This is a genomic window from Alcaligenes sp. AB3 (genome assembly GCF_031844565.1).
Taxonomy (GTDB): Bacteria; Pseudomonadota; Gammaproteobacteria; order Burkholderiales; family Burkholderiaceae_B; genus Alcaligenes; species Alcaligenes faecalis.
Genome location: NZ_JAUZVM010000007.1, coordinates 144,309 through 170,054, shown reverse-complemented (window position 1 = coordinate 170,054; position 25,746 = coordinate 144,309). Strand labels below are relative to the sequence as shown.

General features: G+C 56.8%; 25 protein-coding genes and 1 riboswitch. Of the genes, 18 read left to right on the top strand and 7 right to left on the bottom strand.

Annotated features, from left to right (window positions below; translation table 11 throughout):
* Nucleotides 1-99: 99 nt before the first annotated feature.
* From Q9R35_RS14720 to Q9R35_RS14660, 13 genes are all read left to right on the top strand, one after another.
* Complete coding sequence (locus Q9R35_RS14720) at nt 100-453, top strand: c-type cytochrome (protein WP_052363045.1); 354 nt, start codon at nt 100-102, stop codon at nt 451-453.
* A gap of 2 nt (nt 454-455) precedes the next feature.
* Nucleotides 456-1,751: an NAD(P)/FAD-dependent oxidoreductase gene (locus tag Q9R35_RS14715; RefSeq protein WP_042489078.1), complete on the top strand. Its 1,296-nt coding sequence runs from the start codon at nt 456-458 to the stop codon at nt 1,749-1,751.
* 36 nt (nt 1,752-1,787) lie between these two features.
* Complete coding sequence (locus tag Q9R35_RS14710; protein WP_080723859.1) at nt 1,788-2,792, top strand: YeeE/YedE family protein; 1,005 nt, start codon at nt 1,788-1,790, stop codon at nt 2,790-2,792.
* Between the two features lie 96 nt (nt 2,793-2,888).
* Nucleotides 2,889-3,371: a cysteine hydrolase family protein gene (locus Q9R35_RS14705; RefSeq protein ID WP_311220042.1), complete on the top strand. Its 483-nt coding sequence runs from the start codon at nt 2,889-2,891 to the stop codon at nt 3,369-3,371.
* A gap of 298 nt (nt 3,372-3,669) precedes the next feature.
* Complete coding sequence (locus tag Q9R35_RS14700) at nt 3,670-5,031, top strand: SLC13 family permease (RefSeq protein ID WP_063692958.1); 1,362 nt, start codon at nt 3,670-3,672, stop codon at nt 5,029-5,031.
* Between the two features lie 581 nt (nt 5,032-5,612).
* Nucleotides 5,613-7,274: a PepSY-associated TM helix domain-containing protein gene (locus Q9R35_RS14695; RefSeq protein ID WP_311220041.1), complete on the top strand. Its 1,662-nt coding sequence runs from the start codon at nt 5,613-5,615 to the stop codon at nt 7,272-7,274.
* Nucleotides 7,271-7,567, top strand: a complete 297-nt coding sequence (locus tag Q9R35_RS14690) for a DUF3649 domain-containing protein (RefSeq protein ID WP_009461049.1) — start codon at nt 7,271-7,273, stop codon at nt 7,565-7,567. The genes Q9R35_RS14695 and Q9R35_RS14690 overlap by 4 nt, the downstream gene beginning before the upstream one ends.
* Nucleotides 7,564-8,457, top strand: coding sequence for a DUF3325 domain-containing protein (locus Q9R35_RS14685; RefSeq protein ID WP_063692954.1), 894 nt, complete (start codon nt 7,564-7,566; stop codon nt 8,455-8,457). Before Q9R35_RS14690 ends, Q9R35_RS14685 begins: the two co-directional genes overlap by 4 nt.
* 292 nt (nt 8,458-8,749) lie before the next feature.
* A complete protein-coding gene (gene aqpZ / locus Q9R35_RS14680) occupies nt 8,750-9,448 on the top strand; it encodes an aquaporin Z (protein WP_063692952.1) in 699 nt (232 codons plus the stop codon).
* Between the two features lie 247 nt (nt 9,449-9,695).
* Nucleotides 9,696-10,115 carry a lysozyme inhibitor LprI family protein gene (locus Q9R35_RS14675; protein WP_081251542.1) on the top strand — a complete coding sequence of 140 codons (420 nt, stop codon included), beginning with the start codon at nt 9,696-9,698 and terminating at the stop codon, nt 10,113-10,115.
* A 4-nt stretch (nt 10,116-10,119) separates the two neighbouring features.
* Nucleotides 10,120-11,058 carry a LysR substrate-binding domain-containing protein gene (locus tag Q9R35_RS14670; protein WP_063692950.1) on the top strand — a complete coding sequence of 313 codons (939 nt, stop codon included), beginning with the start codon at nt 10,120-10,122 and terminating at the stop codon, nt 11,056-11,058.
* 145 nt (nt 11,059-11,203) lie between these two features.
* Nucleotides 11,204-12,079, top strand: coding sequence for a DMT family transporter (locus tag Q9R35_RS14665; RefSeq protein WP_080723856.1), 876 nt, complete (start codon nt 11,204-11,206; stop codon nt 12,077-12,079).
* Nucleotides 12,080-12,102: 23 nt separating this feature from the next.
* Nucleotides 12,103-12,501, top strand: a complete 399-nt coding sequence (locus Q9R35_RS14660) for a DoxX family protein (RefSeq protein WP_311220040.1) — start codon at nt 12,103-12,105, stop codon at nt 12,499-12,501.
* Nucleotides 12,502-12,584: 83 nt separating this feature from the next.
* Here Q9R35_RS14660 and Q9R35_RS14655 read toward each other — a convergent pair whose 3' ends face one another.
* Nucleotides 12,585-13,529, bottom strand: coding sequence for a rhodanese-like domain-containing protein (locus Q9R35_RS14655; RefSeq protein WP_311220039.1), 945 nt, complete (start codon nt 13,527-13,529; stop codon nt 12,585-12,587).
* A 278-nt stretch (nt 13,530-13,807) separates the two neighbouring features.
* A riboswitch (glycine riboswitch) is annotated at nt 13,808-13,897 on the top strand.
* Nucleotides 13,898-14,274: 377 nt separating this feature from the next.
* Here Q9R35_RS14655 and Q9R35_RS14650 point away from each other — a divergent pair.
* The 4 genes from Q9R35_RS14650 (at nt 14,275) to dctP (ending at nt 18,993) form a co-directional block, all read left to right on the top strand.
* Nucleotides 14,275-15,681 carry an amino acid permease gene (locus tag Q9R35_RS14650; protein WP_042489114.1) on the top strand — a complete coding sequence of 469 codons (1,407 nt, stop codon included), beginning with the start codon at nt 14,275-14,277 and terminating at the stop codon, nt 15,679-15,681.
* Between the two features lie 383 nt (nt 15,682-16,064).
* Nucleotides 16,065-16,565, top strand: coding sequence for a TRAP transporter small permease subunit (locus Q9R35_RS14645; protein ID WP_045931697.1), 501 nt, complete (start codon nt 16,065-16,067; stop codon nt 16,563-16,565).
* A complete protein-coding gene (locus Q9R35_RS14640; protein WP_086068945.1) occupies nt 16,555-17,877 on the top strand; it encodes a TRAP transporter large permease subunit in 1,323 nt (440 codons plus the stop codon). Before Q9R35_RS14645 ends, Q9R35_RS14640 begins: the two co-directional genes overlap by 11 nt.
* 18 nt (nt 17,878-17,895) lie before the next feature.
* Nucleotides 17,896-18,993: a TRAP transporter substrate-binding protein DctP gene (dctP, locus tag Q9R35_RS14635; RefSeq protein WP_311220038.1), complete on the top strand. Its 1,098-nt coding sequence runs from the start codon at nt 17,896-17,898 to the stop codon at nt 18,991-18,993.
* 86 nt (nt 18,994-19,079) lie between these two features.
* On the opposite strand, the gene Q9R35_RS14630 is transcribed toward dctP, so the two are convergent.
* Nucleotides 19,080-19,424, bottom strand: a complete 345-nt coding sequence (locus Q9R35_RS14630) for a zinc ribbon domain-containing protein YjdM (RefSeq protein WP_042489141.1) — start codon at nt 19,422-19,424, stop codon at nt 19,080-19,082.
* A gap of 181 nt (nt 19,425-19,605) precedes the next feature.
* Nucleotides 19,606-20,478, bottom strand: a complete 873-nt coding sequence (locus tag Q9R35_RS14625; protein ID WP_311220037.1) for a LysR substrate-binding domain-containing protein — start codon at nt 20,476-20,478, stop codon at nt 19,606-19,608.
* A 104-nt stretch (nt 20,479-20,582) separates the two neighbouring features.
* On the opposite strand from Q9R35_RS14625, the gene Q9R35_RS14620 reads away from it, so the two are divergent.
* Nucleotides 20,583-21,287 (top strand): SDR family oxidoreductase, encoded by a 705-nt coding sequence (locus tag Q9R35_RS14620; protein ID WP_311220036.1) that lies wholly within the window; start codon nt 20,583-20,585, stop codon nt 21,285-21,287.
* A 48-nt stretch (nt 21,288-21,335) separates the two neighbouring features.
* On the opposite strand, the gene tauC is transcribed toward Q9R35_RS14620, so the two are convergent.
* From tauC to Q9R35_RS14600, 4 genes are all read right to left on the bottom strand, one after another.
* Nucleotides 21,336-22,226, bottom strand: a complete 891-nt coding sequence (gene tauC / locus Q9R35_RS14615; protein ID WP_311220035.1) for a taurine ABC transporter permease TauC — start codon at nt 22,224-22,226, stop codon at nt 21,336-21,338.
* 16 nt (nt 22,227-22,242) lie between these two features.
* Nucleotides 22,243-23,028, bottom strand: coding sequence for a taurine ABC transporter ATP-binding subunit (gene tauB, locus Q9R35_RS14610; RefSeq protein WP_311220034.1), 786 nt, complete (start codon nt 23,026-23,028; stop codon nt 22,243-22,245).
* Between the two features lie 5 nt (nt 23,029-23,033).
* Nucleotides 23,034-24,032 carry a taurine ABC transporter substrate-binding protein gene (tauA, locus tag Q9R35_RS14605; RefSeq protein WP_311220033.1) on the bottom strand — a complete coding sequence of 333 codons (999 nt, stop codon included), beginning with the start codon at nt 24,030-24,032 and terminating at the stop codon, nt 23,034-23,036.
* A 248-nt stretch (nt 24,033-24,280) separates the two neighbouring features.
* Nucleotides 24,281-25,696 carry an efflux transporter outer membrane subunit gene (locus Q9R35_RS14600; RefSeq protein WP_311220049.1) on the bottom strand — a complete coding sequence of 472 codons (1,416 nt, stop codon included), beginning with the start codon at nt 25,694-25,696 and terminating at the stop codon, nt 24,281-24,283.
* Nucleotides 25,697-25,746: the final 50 nt, after the last annotated feature.

Here is a 25,746-nt window from a genome sequence, read left to right as displayed (position 1 = left end):
TCATAACAGCGTTCTATATAGTCATACAGGGTGGGCTTAACGGTAATGCTACGCTGGCGTCCTTTCCTACAACGAAGCACATTGACAAGAAGAATGCCCATGTCCCTCTCTCTGGTAGGTCGTCTCCTTATCGCCCCCGCCTTGCTCGTGGCCAGCAGTGCCACCGCGCCGGCCTGGGCCAGTTCCACATTGGACATCAAAACGGTGGCCAACTCCTGTGCGAACTGTCACGGCCCGGATGGGCGTTCCACGACCATCATTCCCTCGCTGGCAGGCCGTCCCGAAGCTGCCTTGCTGGAGCAACTGCGCGCCTTTGCTTCGGACACACCTCCGGCAGGCACCACCATCATGAGTCGTCTGGTCAAAGGGTACCAGGACGCGGATCTGGAAGCCCTGGCACGTCATTTCTCTGAAATCTCCTCCACCCCTCGCAGCGTTGCGGAAGGACGTTAAGAATGAGCACCCCCTTGAACTCCTCCCGTCGCCAATGGCTGAGCCGTGTCGGTAAAACCAGTGTGGCTGGCCTGGCCTTAAGCACCCTGCCGGTGTACGCACGCAGCAGCTCGGCCCATGTGATTGTGGTCGGTGGTGGCTTTGGCGGGGCAACGGCTGCCCGTTACTTGAAGCGTGGTGATCCGTCCCTGAAAGTCACCTTGATTGAACCGGCCACCACGTTCTACACCTGCCCCTTCACCAATCTGTATCTGGCCGGTTTGCGCCGCTTTGAACAGCAAGGCCACGGTTTCGATGATTTGCGCGCCGCCGGGATCGACGTGATTCACGACCTGGCCACCGCCGTCGACTCCCAGGCCAAGACCCTGACCCTGTCCAAGGGCCAGAAGCTGTCCTACGACAAGCTGCTGCTCTCGCCTGGCATTGATTTTCGATGGAACACGCTGGAGGGCTATGACGAGGCCGCTTCCTTGCTGGCTCCGCACGCCTGGAAAGCGGGCGATCAAACCCGTTTGCTGAAAAGCCAGCTGGATGCCATGCCCAATGGCGGCACCTTCATTATGGTGGCCCCCGAAAACCCCTTCCGCTGCCCGCCCGGCCCGTACGAGCGCGCCAGCATGGTGGCCCACTACTTCAAGCAGAACAAACCCAAATCCAAGATTCTGATTCTGGATGCCAAAGACAGCTTCTCCAAACAAGGCCTGTTCCAGGACGGCTGGAAACAAGTCTATGGCGACATGATTGAATGGGTGCCCTTCTCCAAAGACGGCAAAGTCACCCGCGTGGATGCGGCCAAGCTAAGCGTGGAAACCGAGTTTGGCGAGATTCACAAAGCTGACGTGCTGAACGTCATCCCGCCACAAAAAGCCGGGGCCATTGCCGAGCAGGCCGGTGTCACCAACGCCAGCGGCTGGGTGCCGATTGACCCGCATACCTTCGAGTCCGAGCAGGTCAAGGACATCTATGTGGTGGGCGATGCCACCATTGCCTCGCCCATGCCCAAGTCGGGTTTCTCGGCCAATACACAGGCCAAGCTGGCAGCGGCCTCCATCATTAATGCCTTGAGCGGCAAGCCTGCACCACAGGCCACACTAAGCAATACCTGCTACAGTTTGATCGCTCCCGACTACGGCATTTCCGTGGGGCACTTGTACGCCTTTGCCGATGACAAGTTGGCTGAAGCCTCCGGCGGGGTCAGCCCCAAAGAAGCCAGCCCGGCCTTTCGCAAGCAGGAAGCCCAGTATGGCGAGGCCTGGTATGCCGCGATCAGTCGCGACATCTGGGGCACCAAAGGCTAAGTGGTTCTAATCCGGTCCTAACATCCAGCGCACATGATGAATACAGAACTTGTACTGTGGGTCAGCTTGGCCATTGGCCTGCTCTTTGGCATTGGCGGCCAGCTCAGTGGTTTTTGCTTTTATCGTGGCTTGACCGAGCGCTGGTCCGGGCGCAACGGCTACAAGCTCCAGGGTTTTGCCCTGGCGCTGGCCGTCGCCCTGGCCGGGACACAACTGGCCGCAGGCTATGGCCTGATCAGTCTGGACAAGATCCTGTACCTGAACCCCACCTTTTCCTGGCTGCTGGTGCCGCTGGGTGGCGTGTTGTTTGGTGCCGGCATGACGTTGGCCAATGGCTGCGGTGCCCGTGCTCTGGTTTTGCTGGGACAGGGGAATCTTCGCTCCTTTGTCGTCGTGCTTTGTCTGGGCATCGCCGCCTATATCACCTTGACGGGCCTGTTGGCACCGCTGCGCATGAGCATCGCCCAAGCCAGCAGTGTCACCCTGCCAGCGGTCACTCTGCCCGAAGGCCCCGTCCGATCTATTGTGATTGTCCTCATTGTCGCGGCGCTGATCGCTTTTTCCCTGCTGCGCCGACAGGACGGCCAACGCCTCAATGACCTGCTGGCCGGAGCATTCGTAGGACTGCTGATTGTGGCAGGCTGGCTGACCACGGGCTGGCTGGGCGATGATCCCTTCGAGCCTTTACCCGTCAGCTCGCTAAGCTTTGTCGCCCCAATTGGTGAAAGCATTCAATACGCCATGATCTCCACCGGCATGAGCCCGCGCTTTACCATCATGATTGTGGTTGGGGTGGTGGCCGGTTCCTTGCTAAGCGCCCTGCTGCGTCGCCGCTGGAAGCTGGAAGGTTTTGAGTCACCCCGCCACATGCTGCGCTCCATGGCAGGCGGTACCTTGATGGGAGTCGGTGGGGTGCTGGCCCTGGGCTGCACCATAGGCCAGGGTTTAAGCGGCCTGTCCACCTTGTCGGCCACCTCCTTGCTGGCGGTACTGGGCATCATCGTCGGTGCACGCCTGACCTGGGCCCGCCCAAGCGCCTGAGTCCATGTTTCAATAAGGGCTTGATTGACGGCTATTCAGACTGCCCAGGCCACCTCCGTCTGGCATCGCTGATGCGCTCTTATTGAGACTCCCGCAATGCGACAGATCCTGCTTGTTGTCGATGTGCAAAGCTGCTTTTCACCACCCCCGTGGCTGATTGACGGCATTAACGCCCTGAGCACCCGCCTGCCTTGCGCAGCCTTGATTGAACTGCACGACGAGTCGCAAACGCCCTTTTCCAGCCAACTGGGCTGGCGCCCACCACGCAGCGATCGCTGTCTGGTCGATGCCAAACAAATCTTCATCAAGCACGGCTATGCCCCCAGCCCGGCGGCGATGGAGTATTTGCAGCAATGCCAGGCCGATCGCATTCTGGTCTGCGGCATTCAAACCGATACCTGCGTACTGGCAGCCGGTTTTGCCTTGTTTGATGCCGGGCTGCACCCCACCCTGATTACGGATCTGACGGTAGGCTCGTCCCTGGATCGCTCCGGCGAGCTGGGTATCAAGCTGTGGAAGCACCACTTCGGGCGCACGATTCACAGCAGCGAACTGTTGGCTCAACTGGACCAGTCATAAACAGCTCGCTTTCACAGCCTGCGCCCCTTCACACCCATCTGATCCCCCCTTTTATCTGCCCCAGCCACAACGCCCCTCACTCGATTCCCGACTCCTGCTGCCCCACTTCCTGAAAACCGCGCCTGCTCCGTGCAAGTACAAGAGCGTGCTAGTTGAAAGCTCAACCATCGCCTCCCTGACTAATCATTACGTTTAGCGTAATCGTTCAGTCATAAGCTTTATTGATAGCCCCATACCGCCACTGATATGGTCGTTTCCAGAAACCTGCAAAAGGTTCACTTACAAGGAGACGAGACATATGCATTGGCTATCCATTGCCGTATTAGGAGGTATGTTCGTGCTGGCAACTGCCCTGCCCATCAATATGGGGCTGATTGCTTTTGTAGGCGCTTTTCTGGTGGGTACGCTGGTGGCGGGCATGGGCGCCAAAGAAATCATGGGCGGCTTTCCGGCTGACCTGTTTCTGACACTGGCCGGTATTACCTATTTGTTCGCTCTGGCTCAGAACAACGGCACAATCAACTGGCTGGTCAGCATGGCCGTGCGAGCAGTGCGTGGCCGCATCGCCGCCATTCCCTGGATCATGTTTCTGATCACGGCCGCATTGACCGCTGTCGGCGCCGTCAGCCCGGCTGCCGTTGCCATCATTGCCCCGATTGCACTGGGCTTTGCCCGCCAGTACGGCATCAACCCGCTCCTGATGGGTTTGCTGGTGATACATGGTGCGCAAGGGGGCGGCTTCTCACCAATCAGTATTTATGGCGGCATCACCAACCGTGTGGTCAGCGCCGCCGGTTTGCCCTTGAATGAAATGGCCACCATGATGGCCAGCCTGGGCATCAACCTGGCCGTGTCCATTTTGCTGTTCGTGTGGATGGGTGGTTTGAAGCTGATGCGTCAGAAAGTGGACTTAAGTTCAGCAGACGTAAACGTTGCCCGCGTGGCCCATGGCTCGGGTGGCCCGCAAGTATTCGGCGATGCCGAAGCCGAAGCCTTTGGCGAAGAGCGCAAGACCGCCCGGAAAAGTCCCGATGCCCTGGTCGAAGCCGGCAATGGTGCCAGCGAGGCCCCGCACTGGTATCGCGTCCTGACCCTGGCAGGCCTGTTCATCCTGGCCGTTCTGACCTTGTTTTTCAAACAGGATATTGGCTTTACCTCGATCACCATCGGTCTGGTACTGACCTTGATGGCCCCCAATTTGCAAAAACGCGCGCTGGGCCAAGTGTCCTGGCCTGAAATCATGCTGATCGTGGGTGTCAGCACCTATGTGGGCGTGATGGAATCCATGGGCACGATTGATTTTGTCGGCCATAGCGTTGCCCAGCTGACCTCTCCCTTGATGGCGGCCTTGCTGCTGCTTTTTGTGGGTGCGGTCGTGTCGGCTTTTGCTTCTTCCACCGCCGTGCTAGGTTCGCTGATTCCACTGGCCGTGCCCTTTTTGCAAGGCGATGGCGGCGTGGGGCCGGTGGGCTTTATTGCGGCCATGGCCGTATCCTCCACCATTGTGGACGTCAGCCCCTTCTCCACCAATGGCGCACTGGTACTGGCCAATGCCCAGGGAGTGTCGCGTGATGCCTTCTTCCGTCAGCTTTTGCTATACGGCGCTGCCGTCACGGTTATTGCCCCGGTCGTCGTCTGGCTGCTGTTTGTGGTGCTCTGAAACTCCCGGCGAAGCAGACATTCAGCTGGCCCCGGCACTTTGCTAGCCGGGGCCTTTTTGATGGGGATTCTGGCCTCATCAACCGGCGGTTAACGCTCTATGGTCCAACTCCATAGTCCATAAGATTTGCTAGTAGCGTGGAATGCCTGCAAGGCGTATTCCCTTCTGCCCCACCCTGCGTTCAGTCCTCAGCCCCGAACCGACAAGACTTATTCCCGCCCGAGTCTCACCAGCTCATCGCCCCGCCTCCCTCTCAACCGCGTCTTTCCCCTATGGAAAACGCCAAAACAGCTATGGCGCCGCATTAATTTCTGGATAAAGCCTTGAAACCTGGAAATTTCCAACACCGAAATGAGAATGATTGCTATTATTCTGCCGTTGTTTCAAGCCTGATGCCCTCTTCCCCTCTCTGTCACCAAGAACTTGCTTACTGAAAAGCGAAGCTTGCGTGATGAGCGCAGCGAACAAGAATGGCGGACTCAATCCGTCACCCACAGCTGCCAAGCAAGCACGGCTTTTCTCGGTTTAATGGTCATCAATCCAGCACCCGGAGACGGTGCTGAAGTAGGAGGCGCGTCAGCGTGAAAGAGTCATTTCGCCAATGTATGGCATGGCTGCATACCTGGGTCGGTCTGGTGGTGGGCTGGATCCTGTTTTTCGTCTTCGTCACTGGCACGGCAGGCTATGTAGACGATGAAATCACCCGCTGGATGGAGCCGGAGCGTCCCTTGCCCATGCAAGTCCTGCCCGAGCAATCCAGCCAGATGCTGGATCAAGCCCTGACGCAGCTACAAGCGCATGCCCCGGCAGAATCCAGAGCCTGGACCATTACCCTGCCGCATCAAGCCCTGAACCCGCGTACCACACAAGGGCTATCCATTGGCTGGGAAGAAATGCCCCAGCCCGGTCAACGCGCCCGTCGCGGAGGCGAGGAGCTGGACCCGGTCACCGGCCAGATTCAGCCTGAAACCGAGCCCCGCGCCACGGCCGGTGGCACTGGCCTGTATCGCATGCATTACGCCCTGCACTACATCCCTTACCCGGTCGCTATCTGGCTGGTCGGTATCTGCACCATGCTGATGCTGCTGGCCGTGATTACAGGCGTGGTGACTCACAAGAAAATCTTCACCGACTTTTTCACCTTCAGGCCCGGCAAGGGGCAGCGCTCCTGGCTGGACGCGCACAATATCGTCAGCGTGATGTCCCTGCCCTTTTTCCTGATGATCACCTACACGGGCCTGATCTTTTTCATGTCCATTTATATGCCGACCGGGCGAGAAGTCATGTACGGCGCGACGGAGGAAGGACGACAGGCTTACTTCCAGGACCTTCGCCAGCAAAAACAGGACTTCCTGCCCATCAGCGCGCCGCAGGCCTCGCTAAGCGAGATGATGCATAGCGCTGAACAAGCCTGGGGCAAGAACAGCATTGCCTCGGTGCAGATTACGCACCCGGCAGATAGCCAGGCTTATGTAGAACTGCGTCGCACCGGCGTCACGGGCGTGTATTGGACCCGTGCCGAAACCCTGCGCTTTAACGCCATCGACGGCAGCGCCATGGAGCCGGAGAACAATAGCAATGTCACCGGAGATACGCACCGCGTGTTGCTGGCCTTGCACGAAGGTGTGTTTGCCGAGTGGTGGTTGCGCTGGCTGTACTTTATTTCTGGTTTGCTGGGCTGCGCCGTTATTGGAACAGGCCTGGTGCTGTGGACCGTGAAGCGTCGCACCCAGCATCAAAAACGCATGGCCAAAGCCGCCGCGCTTAGCGTCTCCGAGCGCTTTGATGCCGCAGGCCTGCGTCTGGTGGAAATCCTGAATGCCGGCACCCTGGCCGGTTTGCCGCTAGGTCTGGCCGCCTACTTCTGGGCCAACCGCCTCTTGCCCATCAATATGGCTGACCGCGCCGCCTGGGAGTTCCATGCTCTGTTCCTGGTCTGGGGCTGGTCCTTCCTGTATGCCTCCTGGCGACCCTTGAAGCGCGCCTGGCTGGAACTGCTGTACCTGACAGCCGCCGCCTACGCCCTGATTCCTGTCCTGAACCTGCTGACTACTGACCGTCACCTGGGTGTCACCATCATTCATGGCGACTGGGGCCTGGCAGGCTTTGACCTGACCATGTTTGGCCTGGCCGCCCTCTTTGTCTATATCGCCATCAAAATGAAACGCAAATGGCACATTGCCAGCCTGCCTAAAAAAGCCGCTGCCCCGGCCAGCTTGCAAACTGCGGGAGTGAACGGATGAGTGGACTGACTTCCCGCTACCGCCTGCAAGTGCTGTCGCGCATTGTGGCCGCCACGGTCGGCGGCTACGCCCTGGCCGCTGCTGCCACAGTATTGCTGACCGTGCTCTGGCCTTTGCCTAGAGCCCAGGCAGTCCTGGCAGCGAATATGTTGAGCTTTGTCTGGTACACCATCGCCGTGATGTGGGTGTTCAGCACTAAAAGCGCCACCCGCGCCTGGGTGGGCATGGTTCTGCCTACGGCCTTGATCGCCGTGCTCAGCGCTGTGTTGATGCCCGCCGGAGTGCTGCCATGAGCAATACCAGTCTGTGGCTGAATCTGGCCGTTTTTATCATCAGTCTGGCAGGCTTTATCTGCCTGGCCTTGGCCAGCGATCGCCAGGGAGAATTTCTGCTGCATCGCACGCCCAGCGAGAAGGAAAGACTGATATTTCGTCTACTCGGCTGGCCCTTGCTGGCCGTGGCTTTAGCCCTGTGCTGGCAAGGCTGGGGCTGGAGCATGGGTACGGTTGCCTGGCTGGGTTGGCTGACCATGGCCGGTGCCGGACTGACCTTTTACTTGCCCTGGTGGCCTTGGCAGGAAAAGAAACCTGTGCGGGCCAAACCTGCGCCAGTTGCGAAGGCAGCGCCTAAAGCGGTTGGAGCGGACAATACTGCATCGACATCAAGTGACGCTATAGCTGGGAAAAATGGAGTGGCACCCACAGCATCACGATTTTCCACACGCAGCCTGGTTTTTGCCAGCCCCCTTCTGGCCATCCCGGCCGCCTTCATGATTTATCTGACGCAGCAAGGCCCGGAGCCTGTATTTCGCAACAATGCCCTGCAAGGTCAGATTGGTCCATGGTCGTTTGCGCTGGCTGAAACGGATGACAAAGCCCCCATCAGTGGGCCTTCCGGCGCACATCGCAAAGCCTTCCAGATTCGCTTTTGCAAGACCTGCGATCCACATATACGCCGCGCCTATCTGCAAGTCAGCAAGCCCGAGCCTATGCCTGCGCCCCGCCAGGCTTTTAACAATACGCGCTGGACGCGTGCAGTAGACGTTGCGATCCCACCCAATAGCCAGCTGGAGCATCAACTGTGGCTAACCGTGGAGGCCAAGAGCGGGGAAATCTACCATCAGGCTTTTGATTTCCACCAAGTGTCCCCCGTGACAGCGGCGTTTATCCAGCAACAGCCGTGAGAGTAATCTGCATAGCAAGGGCCAAGATTGAACTGCCCCACGCCACGTATTTGGCTCCGAACCAAACCAACTCGTCGGCCGATAAAACGCCCCCAACACAACTCTTCACAATCCCGACAAAATCCTACACCTGACACAAGTCGCCACGCCACCGATATTTCTCACATTTACTATAAAAAAACACCACCCTCAACAAAGGAAAACTTTTAACAGTTGTTTTCCTTTCAAGGAGTTAGCGCCTCTTTCTTATCGCTAGAATCCAGCCGTGTTAAATCACTAACAGGGCAATATCATGTCTTTATTAAAACGATGCACCGCAGAAACGCTGGGCACTTTCTGGCTGGTCTTTGGGGGCTGCGGAAGTGCGATCTTTGCCGCTGCCTATCCTGAACTGGGGATTGGTTTTGCCGGGGTAGCCCTGGCCTTTGGTCTGACCTTGCTGACCATGTGCTATGCCATCGGCAATATCTCCGGTTGCCACATCAACCCGGCTGTCACGCTAGGCCTGGTTGCTGGTGGACGTTTCCCCGCTCGCGATGCCATTCCCTACATCATTGCCCAGGTTATTGGCGGCCTGCTGGCCGGCGGCGTTCTGTACCTGATCGCCAGCGGCAAAACCGGCTTTGATCCCGTAGCAGGCTTTGCCTCCAACGGCTTTGGCGAGCATTCGCCCGACAACTACAGCCGTAACGCTGCCCTGATCGCAGAAATTGTGCTGACCGCCTTCTTCCTATTCATCATCATGGGCGCGACCCACAAGCGTGGTCACGCTGGCCTGGCAGGCGTGGCGATTGGTTTGTCCCTGACCCTGATTCACCTGATCAGCATCCCCATCACCAACACCTCCGTGAACCCTGCCCGTTCTACCGGCGTGGCCTTCTTCCAGGGCACCTGGGCCATGGAACAGCTGTGGCTGTTCTGGGTCGCTCCCTTGATTGGGGGTGTGATCGGCGCGTTGGTGTATCGCTTTCTGCACAGCAACGACGAATAAGCTGCACTGACTCCTGCTGACAGGATCATTGAGCCGCATCGGCTTGAACGGGCTATGTGCCCGATTCAAGACGATGCGGCTCAATGCTATTTATGGAACTCAGTTGTCACCCTGCAAAGCACCAGACTTGTCGCGCTTCTGTAGTAGGATTTACACCCTGCCCCAAGCAAACAGGCAGTACGCGCTGCACCTGGCGACTCAACCCAGACTCATACGCTTATCAACGCCCGCACACCCGGAGAACCTCATGAAAAAAGCATTGAACACCGGCCTGATCGCTTTAGGACTCAGCTTGATGGCAAGCGCCTCTTCCGTTCAGGCAGCCGACTGCGACAGCATGACCAATCAAAACGCCATGAATCAGTGCTTTAGCAACGAGTACAAGAACTCGGACGCCGAACTGAACAAGCTCTACAAGGAAATCAGCAATCGTCTTAAGGATGATGCTGACACCCTCAAAGCCTTGCGCAACGCCCAACGTGCCTGGATCAGCTTCAGGGATGCAGAATGCGACTTTGCTGCGATCAACACCCAAGGCGGCAGCATTCACTCCATGCTGATCACCACTTGCCGAAATGAATTGACGCAGGCCCGTATCAAGAACTTCAACACCTACCTGTCCTGCGAAGAGGGCGATATGAGCTGCCCGGTTCCCCCCGCCATGTAATGACATGCCCGATACCAAACACCCGTCCACGCGCGACTTGAACGACCTCTACTACTTTGTACAGGTCGTGGACTACGGTGGGTTTGCGCCGGCCGGACGGGCCTTGGGCATCCCGAAATCCAAGCTCAGCCGACGCATCACCTTTCTGGAAGAATCCCTGGGTGTGCGTCTGATTCAGCGCTCCAGCCGCCATTTCAGCGTCACGGAAATCGGCCAGATGTACTACCAGCGCTGTGTGGCCATGCTGGTGGAGGCCGACTCCGCCCAGGACATCATCGAGCGCCATCGCAGCGAGCCCCAAGGCTCGGTACGCATCAGTTGCCCCTTGGCCTTGCTGGACTACGGCGTCAATGAATTGCTGGCCCGCTATATGGCGGCCTATCCGCAGGTAAAGCTGGAAGTGGAAAGCACCAACCGCCGCGTGGACGTAATTCGTGAAGGCTTTGATGTGGCCCTGCGCGTCCGCTTCCCGCCTTTGGAAGACAGCGGCCTGGTCATGAAAGTCCTGGGCGAGAGTACACAGTATCTGGTTGCCAGCCCGGCCCTGATCGAACGCATGGGCGGACTGCCCAAGCTGGACCAGTTAGGTAGCTGGCCAGCCTTGAGTGACGAGCATCTGCAACGCAACCCCATCTGGCAGTTGCAAACCTCAGAAAACACGCTGATGGAAGTGCCCTATCATCCTCGCCTGGTCTGTGACGACCGCATGACCTTGCTGCAATCAGCCTTGCAGGGAATTGGCGTGGTTCAAATGCCGGCCATGCTGATCGCCCCTTATATGCAGGACGGCAGGCTGGTGGATGTCGCCCCCGGCTGGAATCCCCGCCCCGGGGTGGTGCATGCCGTCTTTCCGTCACGCCGAGGTCTGGTGCCTGCAGTACGCGCCCTGCTGGACTTTTTGGGCGAGGAATTCGTCACTATTTTGCACACGCCCCCCTCGTAAATTCCTGCCTTCAATCATCCAAAGCCAGTCCTCGGCAAATCGTTCTAATTATGGAACGATGATGGCCATATTTTCATCTATTCAAGCCATCGTTGCACTTCTATAGTCTCTTCATCCTAGTATTCATAATGGGGAGTGCATCGACATGAACGCCAAAATGGCCGCGGCGACCGCCGCTATTCTCTGGGGCTTTACCTACATTCTGACCACGACCTGGTTGCCACCGAACCCTTTGTTCCTGGCGGCTGTCCGGGCCTTGGGGGGCGCGGTTGTCCTGCTGGTACTGGTACGCAGCTTGCCACCTCGTGAGTGGTGGGGGCGTCTGGCCGTGCTGGGAACCCTGAACACGGGCCTGTTCTTTGGTCTGTTCTTTATCGCTGCCACTCGCCTGCCCGGTGGCGTGGCTGCCATCTTCCAGGCACTGACACCACTGGCCACCATCTTCATTGCCTGGGGCATTTTGCGTGCTCGCCCGGCCTTGATGCGTATTGGTGCCGTTCTATTGGGCGCCCTGGGCGTGTCGCTGGTGGTCTTGTCCAGCCAGGCCACACTGGATCTGATCGGCATTGCCGCCGCCTTGGGCAGCATGTTGTCCATTGCGACCGGTGGAGTCTTGATGAACAAATGGGGTGCACCACCGATCCCCTTGCTGGGCTTTACCGGCTGGCAGCTTCTGATTGCCGGTGTGGAGTTGACCATCATTGCGCTGCTGACTCAAGACATTCCAAGCCAGCTCATTCCTGTGCATTGGCTGGGTCTGTTCTTGCTGGCAACCGTCCTGACTGCTGGTCCCTTCGCCCTTTGGTTTAGCGCCATCAAGCAGTTGGGTGCTGTTACCGTTGCCCCCTTCATGCTGCTGGTGCCTGTCACCGCCTTTATTCTGGACGCGCTGATCAAGGGCATCTGGCCAACCACGCTGCAACTGGTGGGTGTGGCTCTGGTCATGGGTGGTCTGGTCTTGAGCCAGCAGACCCTGGCCGTCGCACGCTCCACACTGGAAGCGTCGGTGCACAAGCCCTGATCGTCCCCCAAGGAGGAGACATCATGAACCACGTCATACAAGAATTACTACGTTCACGAGTGTATTTTGTGCTGGCTACTCTGCTCCTGACCTACATTTTCTGGTGGAGTGGCGTGAACAAGATTTGGGACTTCAGCGCTGCAAAAAGAGAGATGGCCCACTTCGGGCTGGAGCCCCAGGCTTTGTTTGCAGTGCTGACCATTACGGTTCAACTGCTGGGCAGCTGGCTGATTATCAGCGCCAGTCGTCTGGCCTGGCTCGGAGCACTGATGCTCAGTGTCTTTGCCTTGTCCACTATTCCGCTGGCACATCGGTTTTGGGAGATGCAGGGACTGGAAGCCTTTCTGGAACAAGCCTTGGTGCAAGACCATCTCAGTGTGATCGGCGGGCTGGCCGTGGCAGCAGCCTTGGCTCATGCTTAACGGCAGACACGTCAATAAGCACTGCACCAAGCGCCTTGCTTGAGAAAAAACCGGCAGACACGTCTAGATGTCTGCCGGTTTTTTTACAAGGCCGCTTCAGCTTGATCGGGATCGCGCTGCACGTCAAAACCTGCAGCCCGCCAGGCTTCCAACCCGCCTTCCAAAGGGCGCACCCGGCTATAGCCACTTTGCAGCAAACGCTTGGACACCAGGGCCGCGGACACCTCGTTGGGGCAATCGCAATACACAATAATTTCCCCGTCGGTAATCAAATTCAGCGTAGCCTCACCCAAAGCCAGACTGATCGCCCCAGGTATACGTCCCTGGGCCTGCATAAGGGTCGAACGCACATCCACAATCGTGGGTGGCGTGTCCGAGGACAACATCTGATGCAGCTCCTGCACACTGACACGCTCTATGCACAAGGATTTCATGAAGCGATGTCGCTGCCACCACTTTCTGGCAATGAACACAGCCAAAGCCAGTGCCAGCAAAATTCCGCCCACCACACCCAGGCTGATCAGCACATTCAACAGCTCATCCACCGCCGAGCTGAACAAGGAGCCCAGAAACACGGCAGAGCCGGCCCAGACCGCAGCCCCAATAATGTCGTAAAGCAGGAAGCTTCTTCTTGGCGTACCCACCGTGCCGGCCAGCACACTGGCAATCGAGGCAAAGCCCGGTATGAACTTGGCCACCATCAAGGACGGTGCGCCCCAGCGCATATAAATGGATTCGGTCTGACGAATACAGGAATCCGGCGAGAGGGAAATCTTGCACAGCAAGGCCAGCAGCCTGCCGCCATAGCGTCGCCCAGCCAGATACCAGCCGTAGTCCGCAATCATCGCGCCCAGTACGGCAAAACCCAGCAAGCTCCACAAGCTGTAGCCGCCCGACTCATGCAAGGCACCCGTTACCACCAGCACCGGATAGGCAGGAATAGGCGCGCCTGCCTGCTCCACCAGGACATTGAAAAACACGATCAACAGACCGTGTTGCTCGATAAGTTGCAGAATCGATTCGACCATATAAAGACGCACAGAAATTGCCAGACAGCCAGTATTGTAGGCCGATGACAGCCAATTTCTGTTGCAGCCTCACCGTATCCGGGAATAGCTGCCATGCAAAAAACGGGACGTTTTCACAGGCATTGGAAGAAAAAGGCTCAACGTCCTCCCCCACGCCCCTCTATGCCCGAGCACCAGCCACAAAACCCCTCAACAAACAAGAACTATTCTCATTAAAAGCCTACAGGTTAACGCTAGTAGTCATCGCTTTTTAGCTGTCTATACAATAGCGGCGTCAATAACGGTTCAGGTGAGAGTCTTCACTTTGATGAAGCGCCGACGGAGCAACGACCCCGGAATCTCTCAGGCAAAAGAATCCTGAACCTTTGACCATCTGGAGAGAGGCACACCAGTGCCCACCGAAGGGGACCATCGCGAACCGATGGATAAGCTCTCAGGTAAACGGACAGAGGGGGTACAGAGGCCATATGGTCTTTGTTCACCTATTCGTCCGGAGCCTATCTATGAGCAGATAGTCGGGTGCCATTTTCTGGCCGCCTGGCACCACAACCCTATTCCCATTTCAATTCGCACACAGGTCTGTTTTGACATTTCATGTCGTCAGAACAAGGAGGACTGCTGTGCGCTCCGTACCCTATTTAGATCGGCATCAAGAAAACCGTCCTTGAGGACGGGTTGTGCCCTTTGTTTTCTCGCAGCACAGTCATAATTACGCATTTGAACGAAAAAAAATTAGGAGAACAGTGTGTCTCAGCAACATTCATCTGGACTGCAGCGCTCGTTGAAAAACCGGCACCTGCAACTGATAGCAATTGGAGGCGCTATCGGTACAGGGCTATTTATGGGATCAGGCCGCACTATTAGCCTGGCCGGACCCTCGGTCTTGTTTACCTACATGATCATCGGGTTCTTTTTATTCTTTGTTATGCGAGCGATGGGAGAATTGCTCCTGCATAACCTGGAATACAAATCTTTTGTGGATTTCTCCGCCGATATTCTCGGGCCCACCATGGGCTACTTTCTGGGCTGGAGTTATTGGTTCTGCTGGGTGGTGATTGGTATTGCAGATATTGTCGCCATTACCGGCTATACCCAGTTCTGGTGGCCGGACATTCCGCTCTGGTTACCCGGCCTGGCATGTATCGCCTTCTTGCTGATCTTTAACCTGCTGTCGGCCAAATTGTTTGGCGAGCTGGAGTTCTGGTTTGCCCTGGTCAAGATCATCGCCATTGTGGCTCTGATTGGTGTGGGTGCTTACCTGCTGTTCACCGGCTTTGTAGGCCCAACCGGCGAAAAAGCCAGCCTGACCCACTTGTGGGATCGCGGCGGCATGTTCCCCAATGGCCTGCATGGTTTCTTCGCCGCCTTCCAGATCGCCATCTTTGCTTTCGTGGGTATTGAGCTGGTGGGTACGGCCTCGGCTGAAACAGCTGACCCTGCCAAGAACCTGCCCAAAGCCATCAACAAGATTCCCGTTCGCGTGATTGTGTTTTACGTGCTGGCCCTGACCGCCATCATGACCGTCACCCCCTGGGATATTGTTGCGCCCAACAAGAGCCCGTTTGTGAATATGTTCTTGCTGATTGGCGTGGGTGCCGCAGCCGCCATCATCAACTTTGTGGTGCTGACCTCGGCCCTGTCGTCCGCCAATAGCGGTATGTTCTCGACCGGTCGCATGTTGTACGGTCTGTCCAAGAACAAGCTGGCTCCAGAGGCATTCAGCCAGTTGTCGCGTAACGGCACTCCCCGTAATGGTCTGATCTATTCTTGCGCCCTTTTGCTGTCCAGCCTGTTCCTGCTTTACGCAGAAGGCGACGTAATGCGTGTGTTCACCATTGTGACCACCGTGGCCAGCATCTGCTTTATCTTTGTCTGGGCCGTGATTCTGATCACCTACCTGAAGTACCGTCGCATTCGCCCTGAGGCCCATGCCGCTTCAAGCTACAAAATGCCCTTTGCGATTCCCATGTGCTACCTGACCCTGGCGTTCTTTGCCTTTGCGCTGTACTTGTTCAGCCAGGAAGAAGAAACCCTGATCGGTCTGATCGCCACGCCATTCTGGTTCCTGGCCCTGTTCATTTGCCTGCCTTTCTACAAGAAACGCATGAAGCAGGATCTGGCCCTGGGCTTGGCGGCGCAAAGCGTACGCTAAGTTGTGATGGACACAACACGGTTCTACCAAGAACCGTGTTGCAGCAGTCGGGTCTGGCCTCGTTCTACAAAACCTGGCTGGCACACACTGGCAACACTCCAACTCGCTGTCCTTGGGCAGCAGAACTGGAACGAGGCTGGAGCCCGATTGCAAAAAGCCACCCAAGCGGGTGGCTTTTTTAATGCTGATTGACCAACCTGCAAGCAAGGTTTCCACTCCTCCCCAGCACGATTCCCCAAGAAAATCACCCTTATTTACGCCTTATTACCCTTAATTATGAATCTCCAGTTTACGTAAGGGTAAACCCAAGTTGTGGCGATTTGTAGCTTACTCATAGACTAAACCCGGTGAGTGACCAATAAAAATGTACAAAAGGGACAAGCATGGTTTTGCGTCTAATCGACTCAACGAATGAATGGATAGGGAGGCTCATCTCCTTTATCGCCATTATTTTCTCCACCATCATTATTTACGAAGTGTTCATGCGCTACGTGATGAATCAGCCCACTCGCTGGACTTTTGACGTCACCAAGCAGCTATATGGGTTTTACTTTCTGATGCTGGGTGCCTACGCGCTTAAACACCAAGCCCATGTCCGGGTGGATCTGCTAATCAACCGCTTTTCCCCCACTGTCCGCAAATGGACCGAGATTGCGGGCTATCTGATTTTCTTCTTCCCCTTTGCCTGGGTCTTTCTGACTCGCAGCTACGATTTCGCCATGCGCTCGTTAGCTCAAGGTGAAACCACCTACGGCGCGGTGCAATTGCCCGTTTATCCCTTGAAGATGTCCATGGTTCTTGCCGCTGCACTGCTGCTGTTGCAAGGCATTGCTGAAGTCGTCCGTTTGCTGATTCAGAAGGAAGCCCCCCGCCATGACGCCTGAACTGATTGCATTGGTGATGGGTGGCCTGCTGTTGCTGGGGCTGTTCATGGGCCATCCCTTGGCCTTTGTTCTGGGCAGCACAGCCGTTATGGGTGCGCTGGTCGCGGGCAAACCCATGGTGCTGGGCATTGTGGTCAACCGCATTTACGGCGATGTCCTGGACAACTACACGCTGATCGCCATCCCCTTGTTCATCCTGATGGCGCGCTTTTTGTCTGACTCCGAAGTGACCGACAAAATGTTCGAGGCCTTGCGCCTGCTCATGTCCCGCGTTCGTGGCGGGCTGGCGCTGGCGGTGGTGTTCATCTCCATTTTGCTGGCCGCTACCACGGGCATTATCGGTGCTTCCATTACGGTAACCGGCATGATGGCCCTGCGCCCGATGTTGCGATACGGCTACTGCCCCAAGCTCACCACAGGGGTGATTGCGGCCTCGGGGTGTTTAGGTATTTTGATTCCACCGTCCATCATGCTGATCTTGATGGCCAGCTACTCCCCGCTGTCTATCGGTGAGTTGTTTGCCGGAGCGCTGATTCCTGGCGTGCTGCTGGGCCTGCTCTATGCCGTGTGGGTCGTGTTTGTTGCCTGGCGTCACCCGGAACGCGCCCCGTCTGTGGAGCCCGATGAAAAGATCTCCAGGCCCGCCTTGATCCGCATGCTGCTGGTGGAAGCCGTGCCCCCCATCTCTCTGATTCTTGGCATTCTGGGTTCCATGCTGGCCGGTATTGCAACGGCAACAGAGGCATCGGCCATTGGAGTATTACTGTCCCTGCTGATCGTTATTTTCCGGGGCAAATTCAGATGGTCCATTTTTCTGAATGCCCTTTACGAAACCGGCCGCACCTCCTCCATGATTCTGTTTATCGTTGTAGGCGCCACGGCCTTTACCGGCGTCTTTAACATCACCGGCGGTTTGGGCGCTGCACAAGACCTGATGCGTGGCCTGGATATGGAGCCCTGGCTGCTTATTGTGGTCATGCTGCTGATTATTTTTGTGCTGGGCTGCTTTCTGGACTGGACCGGCATTGTCCTCTTGTCCTTCCCGATTCTCTTGCCGATTGTGCAGGAAATGGGTATCAGCCTGCTCTGGTTTGTAGTTCTGGTCGCGGTTGTTTTGCAAACCTCTTTCCTGACCCCGCCCTTTGGTTACGCCCTTTTCTATTTGCGGGCCATCACGCCTAAATCGGTGAAGACCATGGAGATCATCAGCGGGGTGGTGCCATTCATTTGCCTGATTATTTTGATGTGTATCTTGCTGGCCATTTTCCCTGGCCTGGCCACTTGGCTACCCACCGTCCTGTACGGAACTTAAATACAACAAGGAGACACCATGAAGCTAACAAAGAAGGCACTCTTCGCCTTGACCGGCTTTGCCCTGCTGAGCATGAGCAGCCTGAGCCAGGCAGCACAAAAGTGGACCATGACCAGTACCTGGCCCGCCTCCATCGAGCTGGTTGAACTGGACAAGAAATGGGTGGAACTGGCCAACAAGCTGGTCGGTGACGAGCTGAAAATCGAATTCTACGAAGGTGGCGCCCTGGTACCGACTGGCGAAGTGTTCAGCGCGGTCGAATCCGGCACCATCCAGGCCGGGGCAGACTGGCCGGGCTATTGGGCAGGCCGCAACCCGGCTTTCTCCCCTTTAGGAACACACTCCAGCCTGTTCAACGCGGTTGACTACGCAAACTGGATCAAGGAATGGGGTGGCGCCGAGCTTTATAACGAGATCTACGGCAAGTACGGCATGGTGTACCTCCCCTACGCCATCACCAATAACGAATCCGGCTTCCATACCAATGTGCCGATTCGCAATCTGGAAGAAATCAAGGGCAAGCGCCTGCGTCTCTCTGGTCTGGAACAAGGCAAGGTGCTTGAAAAAATTGGTGGCACGCAGGTGTCCATGGCGGGTCAGGAGCTGTATCAATCGCTTGAGCGTGGCGTGATCGAGGGAGCCGAGTTCTCCACGCCGAACGTGGACGTTTCTGCCGGGCTGCATCAGGTCACCAAGCACTGGACAACGCCGGGTTGGCACCAGTCCGCTTCCGTGTTTGGCGTCATGATCAATAAAACCGCCTGGGATGCACTCAGTGATTCGGCCAAGGAGAAACTGCAAATTGCCGCCGACGCCACCATGATGTGGTCCATCGCTTTTACAGAGAAAAAGGCGACGGAAGGTCTGCGCACCTTCCAGAAAGCTGGCGTGGAAATCCACCGCATGGATGATGAAAGCCTGAAGACCATTCAGCAAGTCACCAACGAGGTGATGATTTCCATGGCTTGCAGCAACCCCGATGCCGCCAAGGTATATGCCAGCCAGATGGAGTATCTGCATGACTACAAGGACTGGCGCGAGACCTCCATGCCCTTTAACCTGGGGCGTCCTATTGACGGCCCAGATCTGGAAAAAATCAAAGCCTGCCTGAAATAAAGCGGCACTCACTCCGTTAAGATTAAAAACGATAGTGGTTCCGCCACTATCGTTTTTTTATGCGCCAAGCCATCAGGTCTGAACGCTTAGGCTTTCTTCAAGTACATAGCCTTCAACAAGTAGCTGATGCCATCAATCTTGCAATCGACTTCATGATCACCACGAACCAGACGTATGCCTTTGGCCTTGGCCCCTTTCTTCAAGGTGCTGGAGCCTTTGACCTTCAAGTCGCGGATCAGAATCACATCGTCGCCCGCGGCCAGCAAGTTGCCGTTGCTGTCTTTAACGATCAGCTCGTCGCCATCGGTCTCAGACTCGGCGACCGGGTCCGCGTCTTGCCATTCATAGCCACAATCGGCACATACCCATTGCTCCGTGTCATGGTAGGTATTTTCCAAGGTGCACTGAGGACAGGGAAGCGGTGTGCTCATATTTTTTTCCTGTAAAAAGCTGGGTGCTGCTGCACCAGAAGTGCGGCCAGTTTAGCCCTTTGCATCAGGAAGACCAAAAACACTGAACTACAATCCGGCAAGCCCATCTCTCTCGCACATACTCTTGCCAGCCTGTTTCGAAACGGTTGCCAACGCTAGCTTGAACATGCCAATCATCAAGCTAGCGATATAACAATCTGTTTAAGCACCAATTCCATACTGCCTCCACCGACTGTCTGACCGGGGCTGAGCGATTGCGCACCAGATAGAAATCCGGCCCCAAGGTCCCTGCCGCCGCCACCTGCACCAAACGCCCGGCGGCCAGATCCATTGCCACAAAAGCCTTGCACGCCAAGGCCACACCTTGCCCCGCCATCGCGGCGTCCAATGCCAGCGTGGTCTGGTTGAATACTGCGCCCGGCAACTTGCTGCTGGTTTTCAAGAAGGTAGCCCAATGCCCTTGAGCGTCATGCAATAAAGGCAAGGCACGCAGTTGTTCACTGGACAAAGGAAGCGTCATATTCCCCACCAAACGAGGGCTGGCTACGGCCACTAAATCCTGACGAAACAATAACTTGGCCTCCAGGTCCGCCGCAAAAGGCGGGCGAGTCAGGCGCACGGCAATATCAACCTGATCGCGCTCAAAATCCGATAAGGCCTCCGTTGCCACGGTACGCAGCTCCACATCAGGCAAGGCCGCCTGCAAATCCCCCAGGCGGGGAATCAGTAATTTGGCAGCCACCGTGGGCGTGACACTGATCGTGACCGTATCAGGGCGTACCAACAAGCGCCCTGTTGCATCAGTCAAGGTATCAAAAGCACGAGTCACCTCGGCCAGATAGGCCGCGCCCGCTACAGTCAGTTGCAGCCCACGCGGGTGACGCTGAAACAGCGCCAGCCCCAGATGTTCTTCCAAGGCCCGGACTTGCTGGGCAACAGCACCTTGAGTCACGCCCAGCTCATCTGCTGCGGCACGGAAACTCAAACGACGGCCAGATACCTCAAAAGCACGCAAGGCATTGAGCGGAGGCAAGGAACGGCGAGATTTCATCATCTTTTTGACAGTAGTTTTTCTACATCCTTGAAGGCTTATTTATCGCATGATTTTTCTGCTTCAGGCTGAAATAATAGTATCAATCTCAACACACGGAGGCTCTCATGACTGTAGAAAAAGTAGCACTTATTAGCGCAGGCGGCTCGGGCATGGGCGCCGCAGCGGCCCGCAGGCTAGCTCAAGATGGCTACCGCGTCGCCATCCTGTCCTCCTCCGGCAAGGGCGAAGCCTTGGCCAAAGAGTTAGGCGGTATAGGTCTGACAGGATCGAATCAATCCAACGAAGACTTGCAGCGGCTGGTGGACCTGACCATGCAACGCTGGGGGCGTATCGACGCCCTGGTCAGCTCCGCCGGACATGGCCCGCGCGGCCCGGTTCTGGAGATCAGCGACGAAGACTGGCACACAGGCATGGACGTCTACTTTCTGAATGCCGTACGTCCAGCTCGCCTGGTGGCACCCGTCATGGCCGCGCAAGGTGGAGGGGCTATTGTGAATATTTCTACCGCCTGGGCGTTTGAGCCTGCGGAGATGTTCCCTACTTCCGCCGTATTCCGCGCCGGGCTGGCCAGCTTCACCAAGATTCTTGCGGACAGCTATGCAGCCAAGAATGTACGCATGAACAACGTGCTGCCTGGCTGGATTGATAGCCTGCCCGCGACCGAAGAACGGCGAGAAAGCGTGCCTATGGGACGCTATGGCAAAGCCGAGGAAATTGCGGCGACGATTGCGTTCTTGTTGTCAGATGGCGCAGGCTACATTACGGGCCAGAACATCAAGGTGGATGGTGGTCTGACCCGGTCGGTGTGAACTAGCCAAATCTGCTTAGGCTGCGGTGTTCACGCAAAACAAGGGGGGTTAACGCGCTTGCCCGTGCCACGGAACAAGTTTGGCCTGCAATCTACGCAAACCAATTTCAAGCACAAACGCGACCAAGGCAATAAGCAGAATCCCCGCCATCACCACATCAGTCGCCAGAAACTGCCCCGCTGACTGAACCATGAATCCCAGCCCACGCGTGGCAGCCACCAGCTCCGAAGCCACAAGGGTTGACCACCCCACTCCCAGCCCAATGCGCAGGCCCGTCAAAATATCAGGCAAGGCACTGGGGATGATGATGTAACGCAGCAGCTGAGCACGCGTCGCCCCCAAAGATTGAGCCGCACGCAATTTCACCGGATCCACATTACGCACCCCGCCCGCCGTCGCAATCGTGATCGGCGCAAAAATCGCCAGATAAATCAGCAGCACTTTGGACAGCTCGCCAATCCCAAACCAGATCACGATTAGCGGCAAATACGCCAGCGGCGGGATCGGGCGATAGAACTCGATCAAAGGGTCCAGAATGCCCTGGGCAATACGATTACGGCCAATCGCGATACCCGTAGGAATCGCCAACAGAACAGCCGCAATCAATGCCAAGCTGATCCGCCACAAACTGGCCGCCAAATGCTGCTGCACCGTGGCATCCATATAGCCCACCGAGAACAGACGAAAAACACGACTCAGCACAGCCTGGGGTGAAGGCAGAAACAGCGGATCCACATAGCCCCACTCGGTAACGGCCCACCACAAAAACAGCACCCCACTTAAGGTGAGCAAACTGATCACAGCAATAGAGACTTGCCGAGTCTTAGTGGACGCTGACTGATGAGGCTTGGACTCGCCACCCACGCTTAAAGACGAAGCGCCCGACAAACCAGCCATATCGCCTGCTTGCAGAACCTCGCCAGCGGCAGAGGATTTCATGAACAATCTCCTAAATTCAGGACGAAGCCACAACCGGATGCGCCGAGAACACATGCTCCAGCACGCTCTCTCGCGCCGCGATGAACTCCGGCGAGGACTTCACCTGACGCACCGGCTGCCCATCGGTGTAACGTCGCCCAAAATCCAGCGTTAAACGCTCCACCACATGCCCAGGCGTACCGCCCAAAATGATCAGGTCGGTAGCCAGAAACACGGCTTCTTCAATATCGTGAGTAATCAAAAAAACAGGCTTGGCGCTGCGCTGCCAGACATTCAGCAAAAGCGTCTGAGCCTGTTCTCGGGTAAAGGCATCCAGCGCCCCAAAAGGCTCATCCAGCAAAAGCACACGCGGGTCCGCCGCCAAGGCGCGAGCAATCCCCACCCGCTGCTTCTGACCACCAGACAATTGCCAGATACGGCGCTGCTCCAAGCCCTCCAGCCCCACCAAAGCCAATTGATGACGCGCCACAGCCTGACGCTGCTCCCTGGACTCACCTCGTAACGTCAAACCAAAAGCCACGTTCTCCAGGACCGTCTGCCAAGGCAACAAGGCATCATCCTGAAACACCACGCCGCGATCAGCCCCAGGGCCGCGCACAGGTTCGCCATCCAAGGTAATCGTTCCAGCGCTAGGCAAGGTAAAGCCCGCGATCAGATTCAACAAAGTAGTCTTGCCACTGCCTGAAGGCCCCAGCACCACCACCAACTGCCCCGGCCCCAGTTGCAGCGACACGTCTCGCAGCGCCAGATGATCGGCGCCGGGATAACGTGCGCTGACGTGATTCAGTGTTAACTGCGCCATCAGAATTACTTGGCCTGCGAGGCAGCCGCCTCGACATATTTGCTGGTGGTGTAACCCGTGTAATCAGGCAAGACCTCGTCGATACGGCCCTGCTCCTTCAAGAAGGCGGAGGTATCGGCCAAGGCTTTGGCGGTAGGCTGACCCAAGGTCTTGATCTGATCAGCCGCAGATAAAAAGCCGCTGCCTGCCAGGACATTGGGGATTTCTTGAGGCGTCGCGCCAGTCAGACGGGACAGCTTGCTGATGTTATCGGCATTGGCGACCCAGGCAGCAGGATCACGTGTGTAGCTCTGGTAAGAAGCCAAAGTGACACGAGCAAAAGCGGACACAACATCCGGATGTTTTTCCGCAAAATCCTTGCGCACCAACCACACATCAAAGGTCGGCGCACCCAGCTTGGCCAGCTCGCCAGAACTGATCAGCACCTTGCCGCTTTCCTTGGCCTTGCTCAAGGCCGGGTCCCATGTATAAGCACCATCAATATCACCACGAGCCCAGGCCGCTACGATATTGGCCGGAGTCAGATTGATGATATTGACCTGCTTGGGGTCGATCTTCCAATGCTTGAGCGCAGCCAGCAGACTGTAATGACTGGTCGATACAAAAGGCGTGGCAATCGTCTTGCCGATGAGATCTTGCGGAGCCTGAATGCCCGAACCGTTACGCACAACCAGCTCTTCGCTGGTGCCCAGTTCGGCAGCGATCAGGAAAGTCTCGATAGGTAACTTACGGCTGGCCGCAGCAGCCAAGGGGCTGGAGCCTAAATAGGCAATCTGCACATCGCCGGAAGCGACGGCATTAATGACTTCAGCGCCACCATCAAACTTGCGCCAATCGATTTTCGCGCCGGTTTCTTTTTCATAAACACCGTCTGCCTGAGGCACGTTCGACGGAGTGGGAATAGTCTGATAGGCGACCGTCAGGCTGGTAGCCTGGGCCGTCAAAGATACGACGCTGGCCGCCAAGGCCAGGCCCAGATGCTGCAGAGTTCTCGTCAACGACATGGAGCATTCCTCGATTATTTTTGCGGCCCGATAAGCCGTTAGGTCGAGAAATCAGGATAGACAAAGCAAGGCGGCAGGCAAAAGAACGATTTCGCTTATTGTTAGTGCGTGAATTTATGAGGTCTGTAAACACAGCATTTGGGCACCTGCACCAACTACCGCATAAACCATGCCCCTATTCCACTAGACCGCCCCCACCACCCTTGTCTGACAGGAGTGGTGGGTAACAAGATAAAGGCTTAAAGCCATTAATTCGAACGGGCCGCTAGAGCCTCCCGTTCAGGCAAGGAAGAGGGCCACCCGCCTGCCAGCGCCTTATACAAGGCAACCGCACTGAGCATGGTACGGGTACGCGCCTCAGCCAAGGCATCCTGGGCAAGCAGTTGCGTGCGCTCTGCATCCAACACCTCCAGCAAACCGGCAGCCCCAGCCTCAAAACGAGTACGGGCAATACGCGCAGCCAGTTCGCTATCAGCAGCAGCACGCTCCAGATGGGCGTCCTCAATACGAGTACGAGCATGCAGGACCAAGGCATTCTCGGTTTCCTCCAGGGCCAGCAATACGGTTTGGCGGTACCGCGCCAAGGCCGCTTGCGCATCGGCATCAGTAGCCGCGATGCGTGACTGCACACGGCCCACATCCAAGAAAGACCAATCGATGCCCAGTACCACCAGGCGCGTCTCACTCTCTCTGGAGAACAGCTGGCTGCTATCAATGGCATGACTCCCTATCAAGCCACCCAATGTAAAGCGTGGAAACAAATCGGCTGTCGCAACGCCAATCCGTGCCGTTGCTGCATGCAAGCGCGCCTCGGCAGCGGCAATATCAGGACGACGACGCAACAGTTCCCCCGGTGAGCCTGCATCCAGGCGCGCTGGTACAGGCATCCCCTGGAACGGAGTCAACTGCTTGACCAAGGCCAAGGGCTGACGGCCCGTCAGAACGGCTAGACGATGCATCTGCACGGCAGCCTGGGCTTGCAAAGCCGGAATACGCGATGCAGTGGTTTCTGCCTGCGCACGCAAACGCGCGGTGTCAAACTCCGTGCCGGTACCAGCATCCAGCCGCTGTTTAACCAAGGACAACGTATTTTGCTGATTAAGCAGATTGGCTTGTGCCACCAGCAGCCTGGCCTGCGTACCCCGCAATTGCGTATAACTCTGCATGACTTCGCTCACAATCAGCACCTGCAAGGCACGCAAATCCGCAGTACTTGCGAAGGTATCCGCCTGACCGGCTTCAATCAGGCGACGGACACGACCAAATACATCCAGTTCCCAGCCAGCAACAAGACTGGCCTGCCAATTCTGATTGTCCCGGCCCGAAGCGCTGACACCGGGCATTTGATCGACACTGCTACGGTGATGCCCTGCCTCTCCCTGTGCCGTCACACTGGGCAAAGCCTCCAGCCGCGTATTGCGTAACAAGGCCTGCGCACGGTCCAGTCCAGCCAGAGCCGCACGCAAATCGTAATTGGTGCGTAAGGCATCCTGCACCAGCCCGGCCAATAAGGGATCGCCCAAGCCCTCGACCATGACTTGATCCGCACTCTGTGACAGCGGCACATCCTGCTTATCGGACAGAGTCGTTCCAAACTCATCCGGGATCGTTGTATCCGGTTGCTGGTGGTCAGGACCCACTGCGCAGGCGGCCAGGCACAGCATAGCAAGAGTTGAGGCAGTCACGCGCCACAGTCGTCGGACCGATAAAAAAC

Coding starts and splice junctions, on each gene's coding strand:
- Q9R35_RS14720 (WP_052363045.1), top strand. CDS start 100: ATGTCCCTCTCTCTGGTAGGTCGTCTCCTTATCGCCCCCGCCTTGCTC.
- Q9R35_RS14715 (WP_042489078.1), top strand. CDS start 456: ATGAGCACCCCCTTGAACTCCTCCCGTCGCCAATGGCTGAGCCGTGTC.
- Q9R35_RS14710 (WP_080723859.1), top strand. CDS start 1,788: ATGAATACAGAACTTGTACTGTGGGTCAGCTTGGCCATTGGCCTGCTC.
- Q9R35_RS14705 (WP_311220042.1), top strand. CDS start 2,889: ATGCGACAGATCCTGCTTGTTGTCGATGTGCAAAGCTGCTTTTCACCA.
- Q9R35_RS14700 (WP_063692958.1), top strand. CDS start 3,670: ATGCATTGGCTATCCATTGCCGTATTAGGAGGTATGTTCGTGCTGGCA.
- Q9R35_RS14690 (WP_009461049.1), top strand. CDS start 7,271: ATGAGTGGACTGACTTCCCGCTACCGCCTGCAAGTGCTGTCGCGCATT.
- Q9R35_RS14685 (WP_063692954.1), top strand. CDS start 7,564: ATGAGCAATACCAGTCTGTGGCTGAATCTGGCCGTTTTTATCATCAGT.
- aqpZ (WP_063692952.1), top strand. CDS start 8,750: ATGTCTTTATTAAAACGATGCACCGCAGAAACGCTGGGCACTTTCTGG.
- Q9R35_RS14675 (WP_081251542.1), top strand. CDS start 9,696: ATGAAAAAAGCATTGAACACCGGCCTGATCGCTTTAGGACTCAGCTTG.
- Q9R35_RS14670 (WP_063692950.1), top strand. CDS start 10,120: ATGCCCGATACCAAACACCCGTCCACGCGCGACTTGAACGACCTCTAC.
- Q9R35_RS14665 (WP_080723856.1), top strand. CDS start 11,204: ATGAACGCCAAAATGGCCGCGGCGACCGCCGCTATTCTCTGGGGCTTT.
- Q9R35_RS14660 (WP_311220040.1), top strand. CDS start 12,103: ATGAACCACGTCATACAAGAATTACTACGTTCACGAGTGTATTTTGTG.
- Q9R35_RS14655 (WP_311220039.1), bottom strand. CDS start 13,529: ATGGTCGAATCGATTCTGCAACTTATCGAGCAACACGGTCTGTTGATC.
- Q9R35_RS14645 (WP_045931697.1), top strand. CDS start 16,065: ATGGTTTTGCGTCTAATCGACTCAACGAATGAATGGATAGGGAGGCTC.
- Q9R35_RS14640 (WP_086068945.1), top strand. CDS start 16,555: ATGACGCCTGAACTGATTGCATTGGTGATGGGTGGCCTGCTGTTGCTG.
- dctP (WP_311220038.1), top strand. CDS start 17,896: ATGAAGCTAACAAAGAAGGCACTCTTCGCCTTGACCGGCTTTGCCCTG.
- Q9R35_RS14630 (WP_042489141.1), bottom strand. CDS start 19,424: ATGAGCACACCGCTTCCCTGTCCTCAGTGCACCTTGGAAAATACCTAC.
- Q9R35_RS14625 (WP_311220037.1), bottom strand. CDS start 20,478: ATGATGAAATCTCGCCGTTCCTTGCCTCCGCTCAATGCCTTGCGTGCT.
- Q9R35_RS14620 (WP_311220036.1), top strand. CDS start 20,583: ATGACTGTAGAAAAAGTAGCACTTATTAGCGCAGGCGGCTCGGGCATG.
- tauC (WP_311220035.1), bottom strand. CDS start 22,226: ATGAAATCCTCTGCCGCTGGCGAGGTTCTGCAAGCAGGCGATATGGCT.
- tauB (WP_311220034.1), bottom strand. CDS start 23,028: ATGGCGCAGTTAACACTGAATCACGTCAGCGCACGTTATCCCGGCGCC.
- tauA (WP_311220033.1), bottom strand. CDS start 24,032: ATGTCGTTGACGAGAACTCTGCAGCATCTGGGCCTGGCCTTGGCGGCC.
- Q9R35_RS14600 (WP_311220049.1), bottom strand. CDS start 25,696: ATGCTGTGCCTGGCCGCCTGCGCAGTGGGTCCTGACCACCAGCAACCG.